The sequence below is a fragment of the Dolichospermum circinale AWQC131C genome, assembly GCF_000426905.1.
In the GTDB taxonomy this organism is placed as follows: Bacteria; Cyanobacteriota; Cyanobacteriia; order Cyanobacteriales; family Nostocaceae; genus Dolichospermum; species Dolichospermum circinale.
Map to the genome: position 1 here is coordinate 23,702 of NZ_KE384622.1, position 18,430 is coordinate 42,131.

General features: G+C 34.6%; 9 protein-coding genes. 4 read left to right on the forward strand and 5 right to left on the reverse strand.

All coding sequences use genetic code 11. The features are described from left to right. The first annotated feature begins 41 nt into the window (after positions 1 to 41). From ACIR131C_RS22780 to lnt, 3 genes are all read left to right on the forward strand, one after another. Positions 42 to 1,418, forward strand: a complete 1,377-nt coding sequence (locus ACIR131C_RS22780; protein ID WP_051289538.1) for an MFS transporter — start codon at positions 42 to 44, stop codon at positions 1,416 to 1,418. Positions 1,419 to 1,503: 85 nt separating this feature from the next. Then, on the forward strand, positions 1,504 to 5,700 hold the full coding sequence (locus ACIR131C_RS0114180) for a non-ribosomal peptide synthetase family protein (RefSeq protein ID WP_028090731.1): 4,197 nt from the start codon (positions 1,504 to 1,506) through the stop codon (positions 5,698 to 5,700). Further along, positions 5,697 to 7,292, forward strand: coding sequence for an apolipoprotein N-acyltransferase (lnt, locus tag ACIR131C_RS0114185; RefSeq protein WP_028090732.1), 1,596 nt, complete (start codon positions 5,697 to 5,699; stop codon positions 7,290 to 7,292). The genes ACIR131C_RS0114180 and lnt overlap by 4 nt, the downstream gene beginning before the upstream one ends. Before the next feature lie 293 nt (positions 7,293 to 7,585). Here the strand turns inward: lnt and ACIR131C_RS0114190 are convergent, their stop codons facing one another. The 5 genes from ACIR131C_RS0114190 to ACIR131C_RS0114210 all read right to left on the reverse strand — a co-directional run bounded on the left by ACIR131C_RS0114190 (position 7,586) and on the right by ACIR131C_RS0114210 (position 16,063). Beyond that, on the reverse strand, positions 7,586 to 7,933 hold the full coding sequence (locus ACIR131C_RS0114190) for a Tse2 family ADP-ribosyltransferase toxin (protein WP_028090733.1): 348 nt from the start codon (positions 7,931 to 7,933) through the stop codon (positions 7,586 to 7,588). A 270-nt stretch (positions 7,934 to 8,203) separates the two neighbouring features. Beyond that, positions 8,204 to 8,995 carry a hypothetical protein gene (locus ACIR131C_RS0114195; protein ID WP_028090734.1) on the reverse strand — a complete coding sequence of 264 codons (792 nt, stop codon included), beginning with the start codon at positions 8,993 to 8,995 and terminating at the stop codon, positions 8,204 to 8,206. A gap of 327 nt (positions 8,996 to 9,322) precedes the next feature. Continuing rightward, entirely contained in the window at positions 9,323 to 9,562 is a 240-nt protein-coding gene (locus ACIR131C_RS0114200; RefSeq protein ID WP_028090735.1) for a 2Fe-2S iron-sulfur cluster-binding protein, read from the reverse strand. Positions 9,563 to 9,680: 118 nt separating this feature from the next. Beyond that, positions 9,681 to 14,756: a WD40 domain-containing protein gene (locus tag ACIR131C_RS0114205; protein WP_028090736.1), complete on the reverse strand. Its 5,076-nt coding sequence runs from the start codon at positions 14,754 to 14,756 to the stop codon at positions 9,681 to 9,683. Continuing rightward, entirely contained in the window at positions 14,726 to 16,063 is a 1,338-nt protein-coding gene (locus ACIR131C_RS0114210; protein WP_028090737.1) for a P-loop NTPase fold protein, read from the reverse strand. The genes ACIR131C_RS0114205 and ACIR131C_RS0114210 overlap by 31 nt, the downstream gene beginning before the upstream one ends. Before the next feature lie 1,463 nt (positions 16,064 to 17,526). Here ACIR131C_RS0114210 and tatC point away from each other — a divergent pair. Continuing rightward, complete coding sequence (gene tatC, locus ACIR131C_RS0114220) at positions 17,527 to 18,321, forward strand: twin-arginine translocase subunit TatC (RefSeq protein ID WP_028090739.1); 795 nt, start codon at positions 17,527 to 17,529, stop codon at positions 18,319 to 18,321. Positions 18,322 to 18,430 lie beyond the last annotated feature (109 nt).

An 18,430-nucleotide genomic window follows, 5' to 3' on the forward strand; every position in this document is an offset into this window, starting at 1 on the left:
ATTGTAATATAAAAATATTGCCAATTTATTACTTATACACCATGTTTACCACAGCAATAACCACAATCCGCGAAATGCGGCTGTTTTTAATTATCTGGTTAGGACAAGTCATCACCTTTATAGGTTCTAGTATTACCGCTTTTGCGTTGGATGTTTGGGTATATGAACGTACGGGTTCAGTCACACAATTTGCCTTAATCACCTTATTTAATACATTACCGTTTTTGTTAATTTCACCTATAGCTGGTACATTTATAGACCGCTGGGATAAGCGCTGGACAATGATTATTAGTGATATGTGCGGAAGTTTGGGAACATTAGCGATCGCTGCTTTATTTATCTCTGGTAAATTAGAAGTATGGCATATTTATTTAGCTAATACTTTCAGTTCTGCTTGTTTAGCCTTTCTACATCCTGCTTACATGACTACCAATAGCATGATAGTACCACAAAAACACCTGAATCGTGCTAATGGCATGATGAGTTCTTTACATGGTGCAGCCCGCATTATTGCACCACCTTTAGGGGGTTTATTATTAGGATGGATTCACTTACAAGGCATTATAGTTATTGATTTTATTACCTTATTTTTTGCTATTATTCCTTTAATGTTTTTGCGATTTCCAGAAATTAAACCCTCTACCGAATCAGTTGTACCAATTTCATTTTTAGAAGATATAACTTATGGTTGGAAATATTTAACAGAAAGACCTGGTTTATTAGGATTAATGTTTTTATCGGCTATATCCATATTTACCGTTGGTGGAATTCACGTCATTACCACCCCTTTAGTATTAACTTATGCTTCTGTTAATATATTAGGAACTATCCTTTCTATTTTTGGTTCTGGTATGCTTATCGGGGGTTTATTAGTTAGTATTTGCGGAAATTTCGAGCGCAATACAGATATTATTTGTCTGTCTACTTTTATTGGTGGCATACTTGTATTTATCTCTGGACTAACTCCCTCTTTGATTCTGTTTACCGTCTCGATTTGCCTATATTTTGTCATTTCCACCTTTGCTTCCAGTCCTATGCAAGCAATATTTCAAAGAAAAGTAAATATCAATGTTCAGGGTCGAGTATTTGCCATGAAAGATGCTATAGAATTTTCTCTTTACCCTTTAGGTTACATCATTGTTGGTCCTTTAGCAGAAAAAGTTTTTGAACCTTTAATGTCTGGTGACAATTTCTTAACTAATACCATTGGACAAATTATTGGTGTTGGTCCTGGTCGGGGAATGAGCCTTCTATTAATCCTATTAGGAATTCTCACCATGATCTCTACCTGCTTGGCTTATCTTTCTCCCCGGTTAAGATCAGTAGAAGAAGAATTACCAGATATAGATATAATTTTAGATACAAATCAAACAGTAACAACCTTTCCTGAAGCAGTTACTTCTGCATCTTCCCACTAACCTATTAGCGAGGGATTTATCCCTCTTGATCTTGATCTTGATTTTTAAAACTAACAACTCAATTCACTTTTAACTACAACATCTCATGACTAGCACAGAAAATTCTTTAACTAACCAGAAACGCGATTTACTCAAACTCCTCCTCAATAAAAAAGGTATTAATCTCCAAACAGAAATTATTCTCCCTCGTCCCAACTCTGAACCAGCACCTCTATCTTTTAGTCAAGAACAACTCTGGTTTTTATCCCAAATTCAGGATAATGCCACTTATAATATGCCTTTTGCATTACAAATTAGTGGTAGTTTAAATATATCAGTTTTAGAACAAACAATTACAGAAATTGTTAGACGACATGAGATTTTGCGTACCAATTTCCAACAAATAGAAGGTAGGAATTTACAGATAATTAGACCAGAAATTAATATTAGCTTGCAAGTGATTAACTTAGATAAAATTCCCGCTAAACAACAATTACAAAATGTCCAACAACTAATTAATCAAGAAATTGATAAAATTTTAAATTTAAGTGAAGATGATTTATTCCAATCTACACTTTATCAACTCAATCAAAATTCCTATGTGTTGCTTTTAAATATGCACCATATCATCTCTGATGGTTGGTCAACAGGAATTTTATTACAAGAATTATCTACACTTTATGCAGCTTATCTCGCAGGAAATGAATCACCATTACCAGATTTACAAATTCAATATGCTGACTATGCAATTTGGCAAAAACAAAAATTTACTTCAGAAATTAGAGAAAAACAACTAAATTACTGGCAACAACAATTAGCAGACATACCACCATTATTAGAACTACCAACAGATAAACCTCGTCCCCCAATTCAATCTTTTCGCGGGGGTATTTACGAATTTTCAATTAATAGCAATTTAAGCCAAAAAATTAGAACATTAACCCAACAGTCAGACGCTACATTATTTATGACCATGTTAGCGGCTTTTGTAATTCTACTCTATCGCTACAGTGGTCAAGATGATATTTTAATTGGTTCTCCTATGGCCGGTAGAAATCGTCAGGAAATACAATCATTAATTGGCTATTTTGTTAATACTGTAGTTTTGAGAACTAAACTCACTGAAAATCCCAACTTTAGGGAAGTTCTCAACCAAGTTCGTCAAGTAGCTACGAACGCTCATAATTATCAGGATATCCCTTATAATCAAGTAGTAGAAGCATTAAATCCACAACGCAACTTGAGTTATAATCCTGTATTTCAAATATTATTTGATCTTCAGCATTCACTCACAGACAAATTACAACTACCAGGACTGACTTTACAACCTTTTCTAGGAGAACATTCAACTTCAAAATTTGATTTATCTTTAATTATAGAAGATGGGGGTACACAATTAGTTGGAGTTTGGGAGTATAGCAGTGATTTATTTACCCAGGAAACTATCACCCGAATTACAGAAAATTTCCAAACCTTGTTAAATGGAATCGTTAATAACCCAGAAATACCTATTAAACAATTACCTATAATTTCAGCATTTGAACAACAGCAAATTTTGGAAAATTGGAACAATACACAGCAAGATTATCCTGAATCTTTTTGTATTCATGAATTATTTGCCCAACAAGTTATAAAAACACCAGATGCTATAGCAGTTAAATTTGGTAATCAACAATTAACCTATACTCAATTAAACCAAAAAGCTAACCAATTAGCTAATTATTTACAAAATTGTGGTGTGACATCAGAAGTATTAGTAGGATTGTATTTAGAACGTTCTTTAGATATATTAATAGCCATTTTAGCAACTCTTAAAGCTGGTGGTGCATATCTACCTTTAGATCCTAAATATCCTCAAGCAAGATTAGCAGATATCTTAGATGATTCTCAAGTTTCTATCATTTTAACCCAAGAAAAATTATTAACCTCCCCTAGTTCCCCCTTACAAACAGGGGAAACTTCACTCAGCCCATATCAAGGGAAAATTATCTTATTAGATACAGATTTAACAATCATTTCTCAGCAAAATATAGAAACACCAATTAGTGCAATCAAACCAGAAAATTTAGCTTATGTAATTTATACTTCTGGTTCAACTGGTAAACCCAAAGGAGTAATGATTACCCATCAAAATATAGTTAATCATGCTACTAGTATCATTGACAAATATCAAATTAATAGTCATGATCGGATTTTACAATTTACCAGATTTATATTTGATGTTGCCGCAGAAGAAATTTTTCCCGCCTGGTTAAGTGGTGCAACTTTGATCATGCGTCCTCAGGAAATGTTTACAAATTTAATAGAGTTTAGCGAATTTTTAGGACAAGAAAGTTTAACAGTCGTCAATTTACCTGCACCTTATTGGCAAGAATGGGTATTGGAAATAGATAGAAAAGTAAGTCAAATTCCTGATAGTTTACGTTTAGTTATCACAGGTAGCGATCAAGTTTTACCGGAAAAATTAGCTTTATGGCAAAAATTAGTAGCAGAAAAAGGACAAAACATTCAGTGGATAAATGCTTATGGACTAACTGAAACTACTATCACCAGTACAGTTTATCAACTTCCAGTAAATTATCAATTAAATACCACCCATTCTGTACCTATTGGTCGTCCTATTGCTAACACAGAAATATATATTCTTGATCAAAATTTACAACCTGTTCCTATCGGTATACCTGGAGAATTACATATTGGTGGTGCTGGTTTAGCTAGAGGATATTTAAACCGCAAACAGTTAACCAACGAGAAATTTATATCCAATCCCATTCCCAGTTCCAAATCATCAAGATTATACAAAACTGGAGATTTAGCTAGATATTTACCAGATGGAAATATTGAATTTTTAGGTCGCATTGATTATCAAGTTAAAATTCGTGGTTTTAGAATTGAATTAGGAGAAATTGAAGCAGTTTTAGCACAACATCCTTTAGTTAAATCATCAGCAGTAATTGTCAGAGAAATTCAACCGGGAAATAAGGAATTAGTCGCTTATGTTGTCACCGAAGACCATAGCAATATTCAGCAGGATTTACGTTCTTTCTTGAAGCAGAACTTACCAGATTATATGCTTCCCGCGTTCTTTGTCAGATTAGCAGAATTACCCTTAACTCCTACAGGAAAAATCAATCGTCGGGCTTTATCTGCATTAGTATTAGAATTAGATAGTAGCATTAAACCACAAAATCTACCTCAACAATTTACTAATCAGTTACAACATATTCTCTTAACTGGTGCAACTGGTTTTTTAGGTGTTCATCTATTACATGAACTTTTAGAAAAAACCTCAGCTAATATTCATTGTTTAGTCCGCGCTGAGAATGTTTTTGAAGCTAGGAATAAGTTGAAAAATAAGCTATCATTTTATCAGCTATGGAATGAACAGCATAGTCAAAGAATTATACCTATCATTGGAAATTTAGAGAAAAAGCTCCTGGGATTGTCTGAAAAAGAATTTCAAGATTTAGCTAGTCAAATTGATATTATTTATCATAATGGTGCTTCTGTAAATTTGATTTATCCCTATTCAGTTTTAAAACCTACTAATGTACTGGGTACTCAAGAGATTTTACGTTTAGCAAGTCAAATTAAAATTAAACCTGTACATTTTGTTTCTACTACTTCCGTCTTCTGTCCAGAAAATTATCCTGAAAATGAAGTCTTACTAGAATCAGATCCTTTAGACTATTATCAAGGATTATTAAGTGGATATCCTCAAAGTAAATGGGTAGCAGAAAAGTTAGTAATGCAGGCAAGAGAACGGGGTTTACCTGTTACAATATATAGAGCAGCTAGAATTATCGGTCATAGCCAAATTGGTATTTGCAATACTGAAGATTTATTTTCCAGAATCATTACAACTTGTATGCAATTGGGAGCAACACCTAACATTGACTGGGAAGATAATTTAACACCAGTTGATTATGTCAGTCAAGCAATTGTATATTTATCTTTTCAAAAAGAGTCTTTAGGAAAAGCTTTTCACTTGCTAAACCCGCAGATTATATCTATGAATCACTTATTTAATTTAATTCGTAAACTAGGTTATCAATTACCACAGATTAGTTATGATGAATGGTACTCCCAATTAATTAATCTGATGCAAAAATCAGCAGATAAAAAACTAGAAATCATGTCTGCATTTTTTCCACCAACTTCACAGCAAAAAATCCCCGAACCAAAATTCGATTATCAAAATACAGTTAAGGGATTATTTGGTGCTAATATTAATTGTCCGCCCATAAATGAAAAGTTACTCAGCCAATATTTTAAAAATGACAATTTCATTTACAGCAAATGATCAAACTTAGACCGTTAAAATTTACTAATAATATCACATATTATACCTTGTCTCTTCTCAGTGGCATATTCATGGGAACAACCGTCGCCCCTATTGGTGCATGGTTCTTAGCCTGGGTATCCCTAGCCCCCTTGTGGATGCTACTAGTTAAAATTACACCAGAAACAGAGAAAAATTACTCATCTCCCCCTGTTCTTGGCTTCATCTGGGGCATCGGTTATCACGGTGTCGCATTGTCATGGATTACAGGTATTCATCCCATGGACTGGCTGGGTGTCCCTTGGCTACCGAGCTTAACTATTACCCTGTTTTGTTGGGCATTTATCAGCCTCTGGGGGGGAATTTTCGTCTCTATTTGGGCGGCTTTAATGGTGCGTCTAGACAGGGGAAACCCTTATTTGCGTGTCCTCATTGGCACAACTATTTGGTGTAGCTTAGAAAGCCTCTGGAGTACCGGACCCCTATGGTGGAGTTCTCTAGCTTACACTCAATCAGCATACAATCTCGTAATTCTCCATTTAGGACAACTTTCAGGACCCAATACTGTCACTGCGGTAATTGTCGCTTTTAATGGCTTTGTTGCTGAATATCTCACGCAAAGGCGCAAAAGCGCAAAAGCAGAAAGAACACCTCATCCAAAAACCTCTGTGTCCTCTGTGCCTCTGTGGTTCGTTAATTCTTACTTAATCCTAGCCACCACACTATTAATTACCTCCCATTTTATGGGCTTTATTCTCTATAACAACCCCCTGAATTTTACCCCAAATACAGCTTTAAAAATTGGTATTATTCAAGGTAATATTCCTAATAAAATTAAGGTTCTTCCTCAAGGTTTGCGTCAGGCTATGACAGCTTACACTCAAGGATATTTAAATTTAACTAATCAAGGTGTCCAAGCTGTTCTTACTCCAGAAGCTTCTATACCTATTTTTGCCCGTAATTTACCTCAAACTCCTCTGTTAGCTGCTATTCGAGAACGGGGTGTTATAGCTTGGATAGGCGCTTTTGGTGAACAAGGAAGTAGTTATACAAATAGTTTATTTACAGTTATTAATAATGGAGAAATTACCAGCCGTTACGATAAATCTAAACTTGTACCATTGGGAGAATATATTCCTTTTGAAAATATTTTAGGAGGAATTATTCAACGTTTATCACCACTAGAAGCACATCAAGTTCCGGGTCAAGTTAATCAAATTTTTGATACTCCTTTTGGTAAGGTGATTATTGGTATTTGTTATGAATCAGCTTTTGCGGAAAATTTCCGTTATCAAGCTGCTATGGGTGGGAAATTTATCCTCAGTTCTGCTAATGATGCTCATTATACGCCAGCAATGGCAAATCAACACCATGCCCAGGATATCATGCGGGCAATTGAAACTGATAGATGGGCTGTAAGGGCAACAAATACCGGCTATTCCGCATTTATTAATCCTCATGGTGAAACTTTATGGAAATCAGGATATAATACCTATGAAACCCACGCAGAAACTATTTATCCTCGTCAAACTCAGACTTTATATGTACGCTGGGGAGATTGGTTGATGATTGTTTTATTGATTTTGGGGTTTTTGGGGTGGGTATTTTTGTGATTTTCCATATATCTTTTCTCCTCTTGCTGACATATTTTGTTAAAGCGTTAGCATCTATTTTCGGATTCAGACTATCGTTTAAACTATCATCTATTTTTTTACGAAGTGATGATAAAAACATTATATCATTCCCTAGATCAGAAACTTCATCTTCATATTCATCCGAGTCTTCAATTTGATTGATTCTTTCTTGGTATTTGACCATCAAATTATCAACAGCTTCAATCATGAATTTGATGTCTTTAAATGATAAATCCATAGCTAATTCCTTCCCATGATGACTGTAACTATTATTAATTAACTTTAGAGAAATATGTGCCTATCTGTTGTAATGCTTCTTTATAATCCTCCAATGGCATATCTTGAATGGGCTTCCACAGCCAATGATTATCATAGTCATTAACTAATTCTAGCTGTTCTGGTATTTTTGTTCCTGCTTGTAATTGCCACCAATTTTTACCATAACCTGGATTAGCAAATGTTGATATTCCACCTGTTGATTCCCCATCTGCTAACGTGGTCACAACCCATACTTGTCCATCTTTATCATAGCAAGCAATATCCTTATCAGGGCGAACATTATCCATTCTGGGAGAACTGGCATTTCCTTGTCTATAAAGAGTAATTGGTGTGTTGTCCATTAAGTGGGCTTTTAGTCTTTAATTTGTGTATTAAATAGTATAATGCTTGACAAAAAACTATTACTAGAGATACTACCTATTTATTCTAATTAAATACATTTTCACTTTGCGCCTTTGCATCTTTGCGCGAAACAACACATAATTACCAAGTTTAATCATTTAAAAGATGGATGTCTCAAAAACAGAATAACATCAATCACGACATTTACCTCACGCAAAGGCGCAAAGAGTCAGAATTTGATCAGGGTAATTTTTGACTTTGGCCTTTATTTAATCACGGGAACGTTTAATTAGTGCCACCACCAGGCAAATAATCGGCAAAAATATCCCTAAATTTCTCACTAAATCAATGCTACTATGTCTAATAGCGATCGCTATTAATATCCAAAATGTCACATAAACATAAATAATATCATTGCAATTAATTATAATTAAAGTCGCAATTGTTGCAGCTACCACAAGCATGATCACAGCCCATACTTGATGATTAAGTCCCCAACCATTCCAACCATAAAAATATAGTACACAAGCCACATTCACCATAGTTGCAACACTAGTCCAACTCAGATAAATACTCACAGGAATATGTAAAAATAACTTTTTTCTCCCAGATATTCGTTTTCTGCCAATACGCAAAAGATGATAAATAACCATTAGTGGTGCTAAAGTACCGAACATGGCCACCACAGACAAGATAAAAAATCTAGATAGAAATAAATACAACCAAATACTTTGAAAAATACAAGTAATAACTAATAAATATCCTGTCTTTCGTAAGTCTTCATCTTTTCTTTTGTAGGGGAGAAATTGATAAATTGCTAAAGTGAATAATCCTAAATAAATTAGTCCCCATATCCCAAAAGCATAGTTAGCAGGGATAATCAGTACACCTTTGTAAAATTTTTCATAAACCGCATCTAAGGAAAGTCCATAGGGTGGAAAAATGTTTAATGCTATATTCACTAAAAAAGAACCAACAACAGCTAATAAAGTTATCAGTTGTCGGATCAAATCTTGGTGATTTTGGTAATTTTTGTAATTGTCAGGGGTAGATTGCCGCATATTCTATAATAGAGTTTAAACATCACTTTCTGTTCGGTTTAATGACATTATCATAGTTAAACACTAATTTTTATTTATCCAACTATCTCAGGGTAGTTGACAAAATTTATAAAATCAGAATTGCATAATTAAATACCTCTCGTCAAGGTTGTAAGGACAATTCATGAATTGTCCCTACAACGGTTTCTAGGGACGCATATTTACAGGAGTTGGCGATATTATGAGTTACACATATAATAAAAATCTTGTAGTGCAGGCATCCTGACCGCCAAAAGCGTACCTCAGCCTAATGTTAATACGCTATAATTTTTACTAAATTTCTAATAATCACCAACTTGGATCACTAAAAAGATGTATGGTTAATTTCTCTCTTCTGGGTGGAACTGCGGTAATACAAGCCCGGACAATTTCCCCATCATCCAATTCTACCGTACAAGCATGACAAGTACCCATCAGACAACCCGTGGGAATTGACACCCCAGCCCGTTCTGCTACATCTAATAAAGGTTCTCCCACTTGAGCATTAACAGTAACATCATCTGGTAAAAAAGTAATTTCCATAGTCATTTCTCAGTTTTGAGTTGTGATTATTGTTAATTAATAATTATTATTGCTTGCACCTAATTAGGGTGCGTCAGATATCAACAATCTGTTTATTGGCAGGATTTCACTTGCGTAAGTCCTACTAATTATTCTCACACCAATTACGATAACTTTGATCACCATTAGCATCTCCTCTAGTCATATTAAGATTATATAGTAAATAATCATTTAATATATCGCAATTACTTCTTAATAAACTTTCTAATGTAATATCTGACAATTTCCTGAGAATTATCCTACCTCCACTACTACCAGCAGCTAACATCTTACCATCTGGACTAAAACTAACGCCCGTTAACTCTTCATCAGTACCTTTTAAAGACATGAGTAAAACGCCCTCTCTATTCCACAATTTAACCTGACGATCACTGTTTACTGCTAAAGTTTTACCATCTGGACTAAAACTAACACCAATAAAACCATCACCAGATCCCGTCAGTGTTTTTATTAATTTACCATTCTCACCCCAAATATTGACCATACCATCAAAACTAACCGAAGCTAAAACATTACCACTAGGTGACCATGCTACACCATGAACTCCGCGAGTATGGCCTGTTAAATTTGTGATGATTTCGCCCTCACTTGTCCAGAGTTTAACCAATTTGTCATCACTAGCAGAAGCTAATAATTTACCATGCGGACTAAAACTAACCCAGTTAATAGCATCAGTATGACCAATCAAAGTTTTTAATAATTTACCATCCCGATTCCACAATTTTATAGTTTTGTCTTTACTCCCAGAAGCCAGAATTTTACTGTCACTAGACCAGGCTACAGATAAAACCGTATCATCATGACCAACCAAAGTTTTTAAAAATTTACCATCCCGGTTCCACAATTTTATAGTTTTGTCCTTACTCCCAGAAGCGAGAATTTTACCGTCACCAGACCAGGCCACACCCCAAATTTGATCATGATGACCCACCAAAGTCTTGAGTAATTTACCATCTCGATTCCAGATTTTTATAGTTTCGTCCCGACTAGCACCTGCAACAATACTACTATCAGGACTAAAACTAATACTTGTTACCCAATCGTTATTTTCCTGGGGATTACGCAAAATTAAACTATCCCAACGCCATAAAATAATAGTTTTATCCTTACCACCAGAGGCTAAACTTCGGCCGTCAGGGCTGAAACTGACGCTATTTACCCAATTATTATGTCCTCGTAGTGTTCCTAATAAATTACCATTTAGATTCCAAATTTTAATTGTTTCATCCATACTAGCAGATGCCAGAGTATGAGCATCATGACTAAAATTGACAGCGATAACACCACCGCTGTGTCCAGCCAGAGTTTTCAGTAATTTACCTTCTCGATTCCATAATTTGATTTTTTTATCTAAACTCCCAGAAGCCAGAATTTTACCATCACCAGACCAATCTATGGCGACAACAGCATCTTCGTGGGCTGGTAAAGTTTTAATTAGTTTACCATCTCGATTCCACAATTTTATTGTTTTATCGCTACTGCTAGAAGCCAAAATTTTACCATCACTAGACCAAGCTACAGCTAAAACAGCATCTTTATGACCTAGTAAAGTTTTGATTAGTTTACCTTCTCGACTCCACAATTTTATTGTCTGATCTGTACTTGCAGATGCGATAATTTGACCATCAGGACTGAAACTAGCACTATTGACTACAGCACTATGACTTAGTAAAGTTTTTAGTAACTCACCGTTACGATTCCACAGTTTAATTGTCTTGTCTTGACTAGCAGAAACTAGCATTTGACTATCAGGACTGAAATTAACACTATTGATTACAGATTCATGACCCGATAAAGTTTTTAATAAAAGACCGCAAGGACTCCAAAGATTAATTGTTGTATCCGCACCAGCGGAAGCTATTAAGGATTTATCGTTGCTAAATGTTACCGTTTTCACCGCCGATAAATGACCTTCTAAGCGGTTGCGTTCTTTGACTCCATAAATTGCTTGGTACATTGCGGTTAGTGCTTTTTCTCTAGTAGAAGCATCTACCCATAAAGTTTTTTTTAATGCTTGACCCGCTTTTAAACTTTCTTTGAGAGCATTAATACCTTTTTGAGCAGCAAATAAAGTTTCACTAGATGCACTTAAGGTTTGTATTTCACTATTCCTAGAAGTAATTACAGAACTAGCCAAGCTAAAAATGGCAATAATAGAAGCTGTTAAAGCAATTTTCAAAGCCATATTTAACCTAATTGCATTTAAATGTTGTTTTTTTTGGCTCTCTACTAATTTTTCAATTAACTCTTTTTCTCTTAGTTCAGTTCTTAAGCGTTCAATCTCTATTTGAGTTTCTTCCTCTCGCTGACGTAATTCTCTTATTTCTGTAAGTAAATTATCTCCCTGTTGATTTTGAATCTCTACTAAAGTAACCTTCTCTTCTGTTTTGCTTAATTCACTTCTGAGCCATTCAATTTCTTGATAGCTATTTTTTATCTTATCTCGCAATTGATTAATTTGTGTTTGTAGTCCAGATTCCTGTTTTTCTAAATGACGAATTAGGTCTACTAGGTAATCGTGAATTAATTGATATTGCTTGGGAGAATTGTGAAAGATAACAACCAATCCTGAATTAACTAAAATACTCAAAATTAGATCCAAATTACTGGAGTCTCCTAATTCTGACAATTCTACTTTTAATTCTGCATAGGTTTTAAAGGGTCTCTTATGATTTTCGTCAGTTAATAAATATAAAACTAGTAGAGCAGACCGTTCATTTTCTTGTCCACATTCTTTAATTAATTCTTGGATATATTCCTGAATTAACTTCTTTGGCCGATAGGGTTGATATTGTGCCAGTGTAGTTATACATTTAGCTTGTAATTGTGCGCCCACTAATTGCAATTCTATGGGGCGAACTTCACCAACTTCTGAAGACAAATCAGCCAGTAAAGCATCAATTAAGGCTGGTTCTAATTTAAGTTGTGATTGTTGATGTAATTTATGGGAACGTTCAGTTAGATTTTCAATAAGTTGTCTGGCATTTTCAGGGGAAAAATTATTAAGTTGATAACGAATATTTTTGGACAATATGTTATTATTAACTGCTTCTATTGATGAAACATATTTAAAATCTAGCAGACGATGTAAATAATCTTCACGCAAAGTCAGAATAACTTTTACAAATGATATTGTTAAACAATCGCTAATAAATTTATCAAATTCTTGTTTTTTATGACCGTCTGTATCACCAAAGAAAAATTCTTCAAATTGGTCAAAGATTAAAACTGTAATTAGATGATTATCTGCATTTTTTCGTAGTTTTTGGTAAATGATATCAACATTCATATCTGGTTGAATATCAATGGGAGATTCTATTTCTATGGCTGATTTATTCGCCATTTTTAACATGGCTTTAGTTAAGGATTTCCCTAATTCTTTTAACCAATTTTTATATAGTTGGACAACAACTGGTACCGCAATTTGATCACCTACACTACGGTTTTGCAGTGCGGGAACTAAGCCAGCAGTGACTAGAGAACTTTTACCCACACCTGATTGTCCATGGATAATTATCAATTTTTGGTCAGCACGGCTAATTCTACCAATTAAGTTATTAACATTATATTCTCTGCCTGAAGCAGTAATTTCTAAAGCTATGGTACTATTTCCCAACTTAGATATTAAACCGGAGTTGGTGACTTTTTTCTGCGGTTTTAAACATCCAGCGCCGATAAATGGCACAAAACCATATTGTTGATCTAGAGAATTGAGTTTTTGTTTAATGATATGAGCTTGAAGATACCGACCCGCTTGAAAGTATAGAGATTTCAAAAGATCCAATAAGTTAATATAACGATAGATATCATATTCATATTCACTACTTTCTAAAGCCAATAATAATTTGTAAGATGCTTGATCTATATATTCTTTTGCTACCGTTATTTTTCCCAGATTATTAAGTGCTTGGGCTAAGGTTAACATATAAATTTGTTCTAATAGCAGAGGTAATAAATAATGATTTATTTCCTCGTTCTTTTTGGCTTCTTCTAGGTATATTAATGATGTATATGCTAAAATACTAGCCTGCATCGAATTTGAATTATGCAAAGCTATATGTGCTAAAATACTATAATCACAAGCTAATTGAATTTTCTGTCCATATATTCGATGTAATTCTAGGGATTTTTCAGCAATAACTTGTAATTCTGTCCATTCTTCTAAAATATATAAAATTTCTGCTAATTGCTTAATAAATTCAGATACTAATTTCCTATGTCCAGTAAGTTCTAATATCTCAAAGGATTGCGAAATACTTATTTTAGCTGATTGCAAATTACACTGACTTGCTCTTTTATTTTGTTTAGCAAGACGATAAAAGCATAGTCCAATGTACAACAATAAAATTGCCTTTTTCAAAGGATACTTATAATCAATATCTGTATTTTCTCCTTCAGTGAATAAATTTTCCTGTTGATCCCAAAAGTGCAAACTTTTTTGAAAATTATTTAAAGCAGAATAAATTCGATTATTGATATAATCATCTATACCAAAAACAAAGTCTAAACTGGATTTTAATTCTGATCCTATTTCTATTCCCCAGTTCTCCAATTCAAAAATTGCATAATGAATTTGATTCTTATTTGTCCAGATTTTTTCTAACCTGAGATGATTGCTTTGAGTATAGTCACCTTCCAAAATTTCAGTAAACAAATTTTCTGTTTCTTGTTGCAAAAATTCTAGCAACCCCTGGGAATTCATTTCAAATCTAATTGGTGTGGCAGCCCAACTGGCAAAATCAGGAGCTAACTGCCAAATTTTAGCTAAAATTTGATCATTTATCCAGAAAATCATGGGCATTTGACAGCATTTGCGAAATTCATCCCGGATTTGATTAATGGAACGCAAAAGATCGTCTATTTCATCAACTAATTCAAACCCAATAATCATTAATCCAGCAGGTTGGGTTAAGCTGAGTTGTGATTGAATTGTTGTATATAAACTTGTGGTTTTTTTATCTAAAGTGATAGTTTGAATTTTGTCACTTCCCCAACCAATTTCTACTAGTTGTTGCTGGATTAACTCATGCAAAAACTTATAGTTACAACACAACAAGATGACTGAAAACTGATTTTTAGAAAAGGTAATGGCTCTGTGTAAACTACGTAATGACTGTTTATTCACAGTGATTATATCATCTGCTTGCTGTTTTTTAACCATGATTTAAATTTTTCGGTTTCTGCTAAAACTGGGTTAATTGCAAACCAAACTCCTTGGTGATCACGATACTCAAATACAAATAAACTACGTAATAAAAGATCGTACTCTATATCTCCTTTAACTCGTTGTTCTTGGATTACCTGAAATATCAATTCACTCTCATTCATATCAATGGCATTAGCACGATAATCTCGTTGTCTTCGGATTACCAATTCTACAGAATTTCTGTCAAAGGGTGGATCTTGTTCTCGTAAACAATCAAATAGTAATCCTAACAGGTCGCGGACATGACCACCACTAATCAAGCATAGTCTATCTAGACTATCACTATTGTCAAATAATTGGGTAATTAAATTCAGACGCTCTGGAGGTGAACTGTGGGGAAATGCTCTTGCTAATACCATTTGTCGCATTAGTTCTAGTCCCTCTATGTTAATTTCCCCAGAACGTTGACGCACTGGGATCATTGGTAATATTTTCGGCGCTAGTCCCCCCCCTAAACGATGTTGTAGTTGGGCGCTATCGTTGGAAAATGTTAGTGCTAAAGGTATAGTATAAACTATATGGCAATTCAGTTTTCGTAATTGGTCTCCTCGATCAATAAATAAGTATTCCGGTAGCGATCGCCCAGAAGGTAATGGACGGATGGCCACTCTATCTAAGTTATCAACAATGACTACTAATCCTTTTTTACCCCTAGCTTTTAGTTCTAAATTGGCCCGATCTATTAGTTCTGTGTTAATTGATTGCAGGATATTTTCTGTCCGTGGTTCTAGATAGTCTCTTAATCGTCTGCGTAAGTGTGGACTTTCTTTGGTTTTGGCTGTAATTTTACCAATACCTACGGATAATTCGGCTTCTACACCTAATTCTATCGGTGTTTGCAAAAAATTTATCACCTCACCAAACAATTTAGTAAAGTACGTAGGTTGGACACGGAGTTTCATTGCTTCCATGCTTTTACTGACCAAACCAGCGATCGCTAAAAGAATATCTGTAATATCTATATCCACCATCTCTAAAACATGGGTGGACTCAAAATAGACTACATGAAAATTTTGCGCTTCTAACTCTGCTTTGAGCCTTAACAGTTCCGTTGATTTCCCACAACCCAAATGTCCGGTAAATAATTGACAAGTTGGTATATTAGGGGAAATTCTGGTAATAGTCCGCAGCAAAGCCTCAATTATCTTACCCCCACGAACTGAAGCAAAATCAATATAATAGCTCCGGTCGTCTAAATTCTCAATCATCAAAGGCCGAGAAGGATTACAAGCTTGATAAAATCTTTCTAAATTAAGAAGCATAAAAATCCTGTTTACACTGTAATGGTTATGACACCACTTGTCATTTTCTTTTTACAGTGAAAAATCAGACTTATCCGCAATAATCAGGTATAGAAGTACAAATAATTTTATCTTTTTCTTCATAATCTGATCTTAAACATTCACACTCCTGGGTCTAAATATACGCGGAGTCAACATTCGTTGATCAAAACAAGAGAACACTGAATCATTAACAGATTACTTACTTATATTAAAACTAATATTTATCAAGAGCAACACGCCTAACTTCCCATCTTCCACTAATAAACACTAATAAAAATTAATCTAATTTGATGACAGCAGATAATATTCTGCCATACCAAAATCTTGATTTAGCGATAAGAAACCATAAAAATCAGGTAGTCTTATCGCTGATTTTCTGATAATTTACCCCTTTATTCGTCAGGTGCAAGATGATGTTAATCCTTGCATTGACCTTTACGGATACAATCTCCTGTTTGGTCACTTCTGTCAGACGGATTTGCCACTAGCTGTAATTGAGTATTATTTTCGCTAATGTGAATCTTGTCGACGGATAGCTTGTTACCTGCAAAACAAGCATTGGCATTGTATAGATAGACCGACAATACCATTAGTCCTAAACCAATTATGTTTTTCATATAGAGATTGAATTTCCATTGATGATTGTGTAATCAGCAACGTCATCAAGAGCGTGAAAACCTGTACACGAACTAATAATTCTCAAAATTGCCAAAGGAACCCTGTCTCTAGTGTCTAATTCGATACTAGAAATGGTGCAATTTTCAGTCGCATTAGTCTATTTTTGTTGATTTAAGCGAGTAAATCTAGATTTTTACTGGGTTTTACCCCTGCTATATCTTGGATTTCTCCGCAATTGAGATCAACAAGTCGTTGTTTTCATTCATTCACAGATCAAAATCAGATCCGTAACTGCTAAATTTACTCTTACCCCCCGGTAGAGTGAATTTAGCCACAAGATAACGTTCTTTCTACTTATGCAAATCTGATGAGTAAAACCCGGATAAAAAAAGTTTTTTTTACAAGAAACAAATATGAATATTATGCGTCAACATATAAAATATTGTAAAAAATATACTCTTTGATTTCTATCGTTTTTATAGCTTATATGTGTAAAAGCACTAAATACCTATTTAAAATAAGCTATACAGCCATTTAATAAATTAGGGAATGAGATTTTATCTGCAATTAATACTGATTAATTCGGTAGTATTAATTTAGCAATTGGCTCAACAGCATTTGCAATAATTAATACTCTAATTTCATAAAGTTAAAAATGGGAAAATAAAAATAAATATGCAAATGCTACCAAAAATCAATAAAATCAATAGAGTGATTTTCCTGAGTTAACGACAACTTCAAGAGTTTTTGAGCCTATTTTTAATAAGAGTGTCAAAATAGTTAACGAATATTGCCTCACAAATGTTTCCTTTCATTTCTTACTCATGACCTCTTCACAAGACGTAGATACTATAAATTCCCCCGACCTCAACCCAGAAGGATCGAGAGAACCAGCTATTAACCCCTTAGATGAGTTACCGGGGGAAGTAGAAATGTCAATTTTTGACCACTTAGAGGAGTTGAGACAAAGAATTTTCTATTCCCTGATAGTTGTGGTAGTCGGTATTGTCGGTTGTTTTATCGGAGTCAAACCCCTGGTACAATTACTAGAAGTTCCTGCTCACGGCGTTAAATTTCTGCAATTAGCACCGGGAGAATTTTTCTTTGTCTCCATGAAAGTCGCCGCTTATGGTGGTTTAATCTTAACTACACCCTTTATTCTCTATCAAATCATCCAATTTGTGCTGCCTGGACTGACAGTGCGGGAACGTCGTTTAGTCATTCCTGTAGTGCTAGGGTCAAGCGTGCTATTTCTATGTGGATTAGTATTTGCGTATATTGCTCTCATCCCTGCTGCTTTGCAATTCTTCATTAACTATGGTGCTGAGGTTGTGGAGCAACTTTGGTCAATTGACAAGTATTTTGAATTTGTGCTGTTATTATTATTCACTACCGGACTAGCATTCCAAGTTCCAGTTATTCAATTATTGCTGGCTTCCTTGGGAATTGTTTCTTCACAAATCATGTTAAAAGGCTGGCGTTATGTAATTATGGTATCAGTGGTTTTAGGAGCGATTTTAACACCTTCTACAGATCCTTTAACCCAAAGTCTTTTAGCAGGTGCAGTTTTAGGGCTATACTTTGGTGGTATTGGACTAGTCAAACTTACGGGGAAATAGTTGTCAGTGGTCAGTGGTCAGTTGTTTTTTAAGTAGTAACTGACGTTATATAGGAATAATATTTGATTTTTGATAGCTTGCGTGGCGTAGCCATACAAGACTCAGTAGG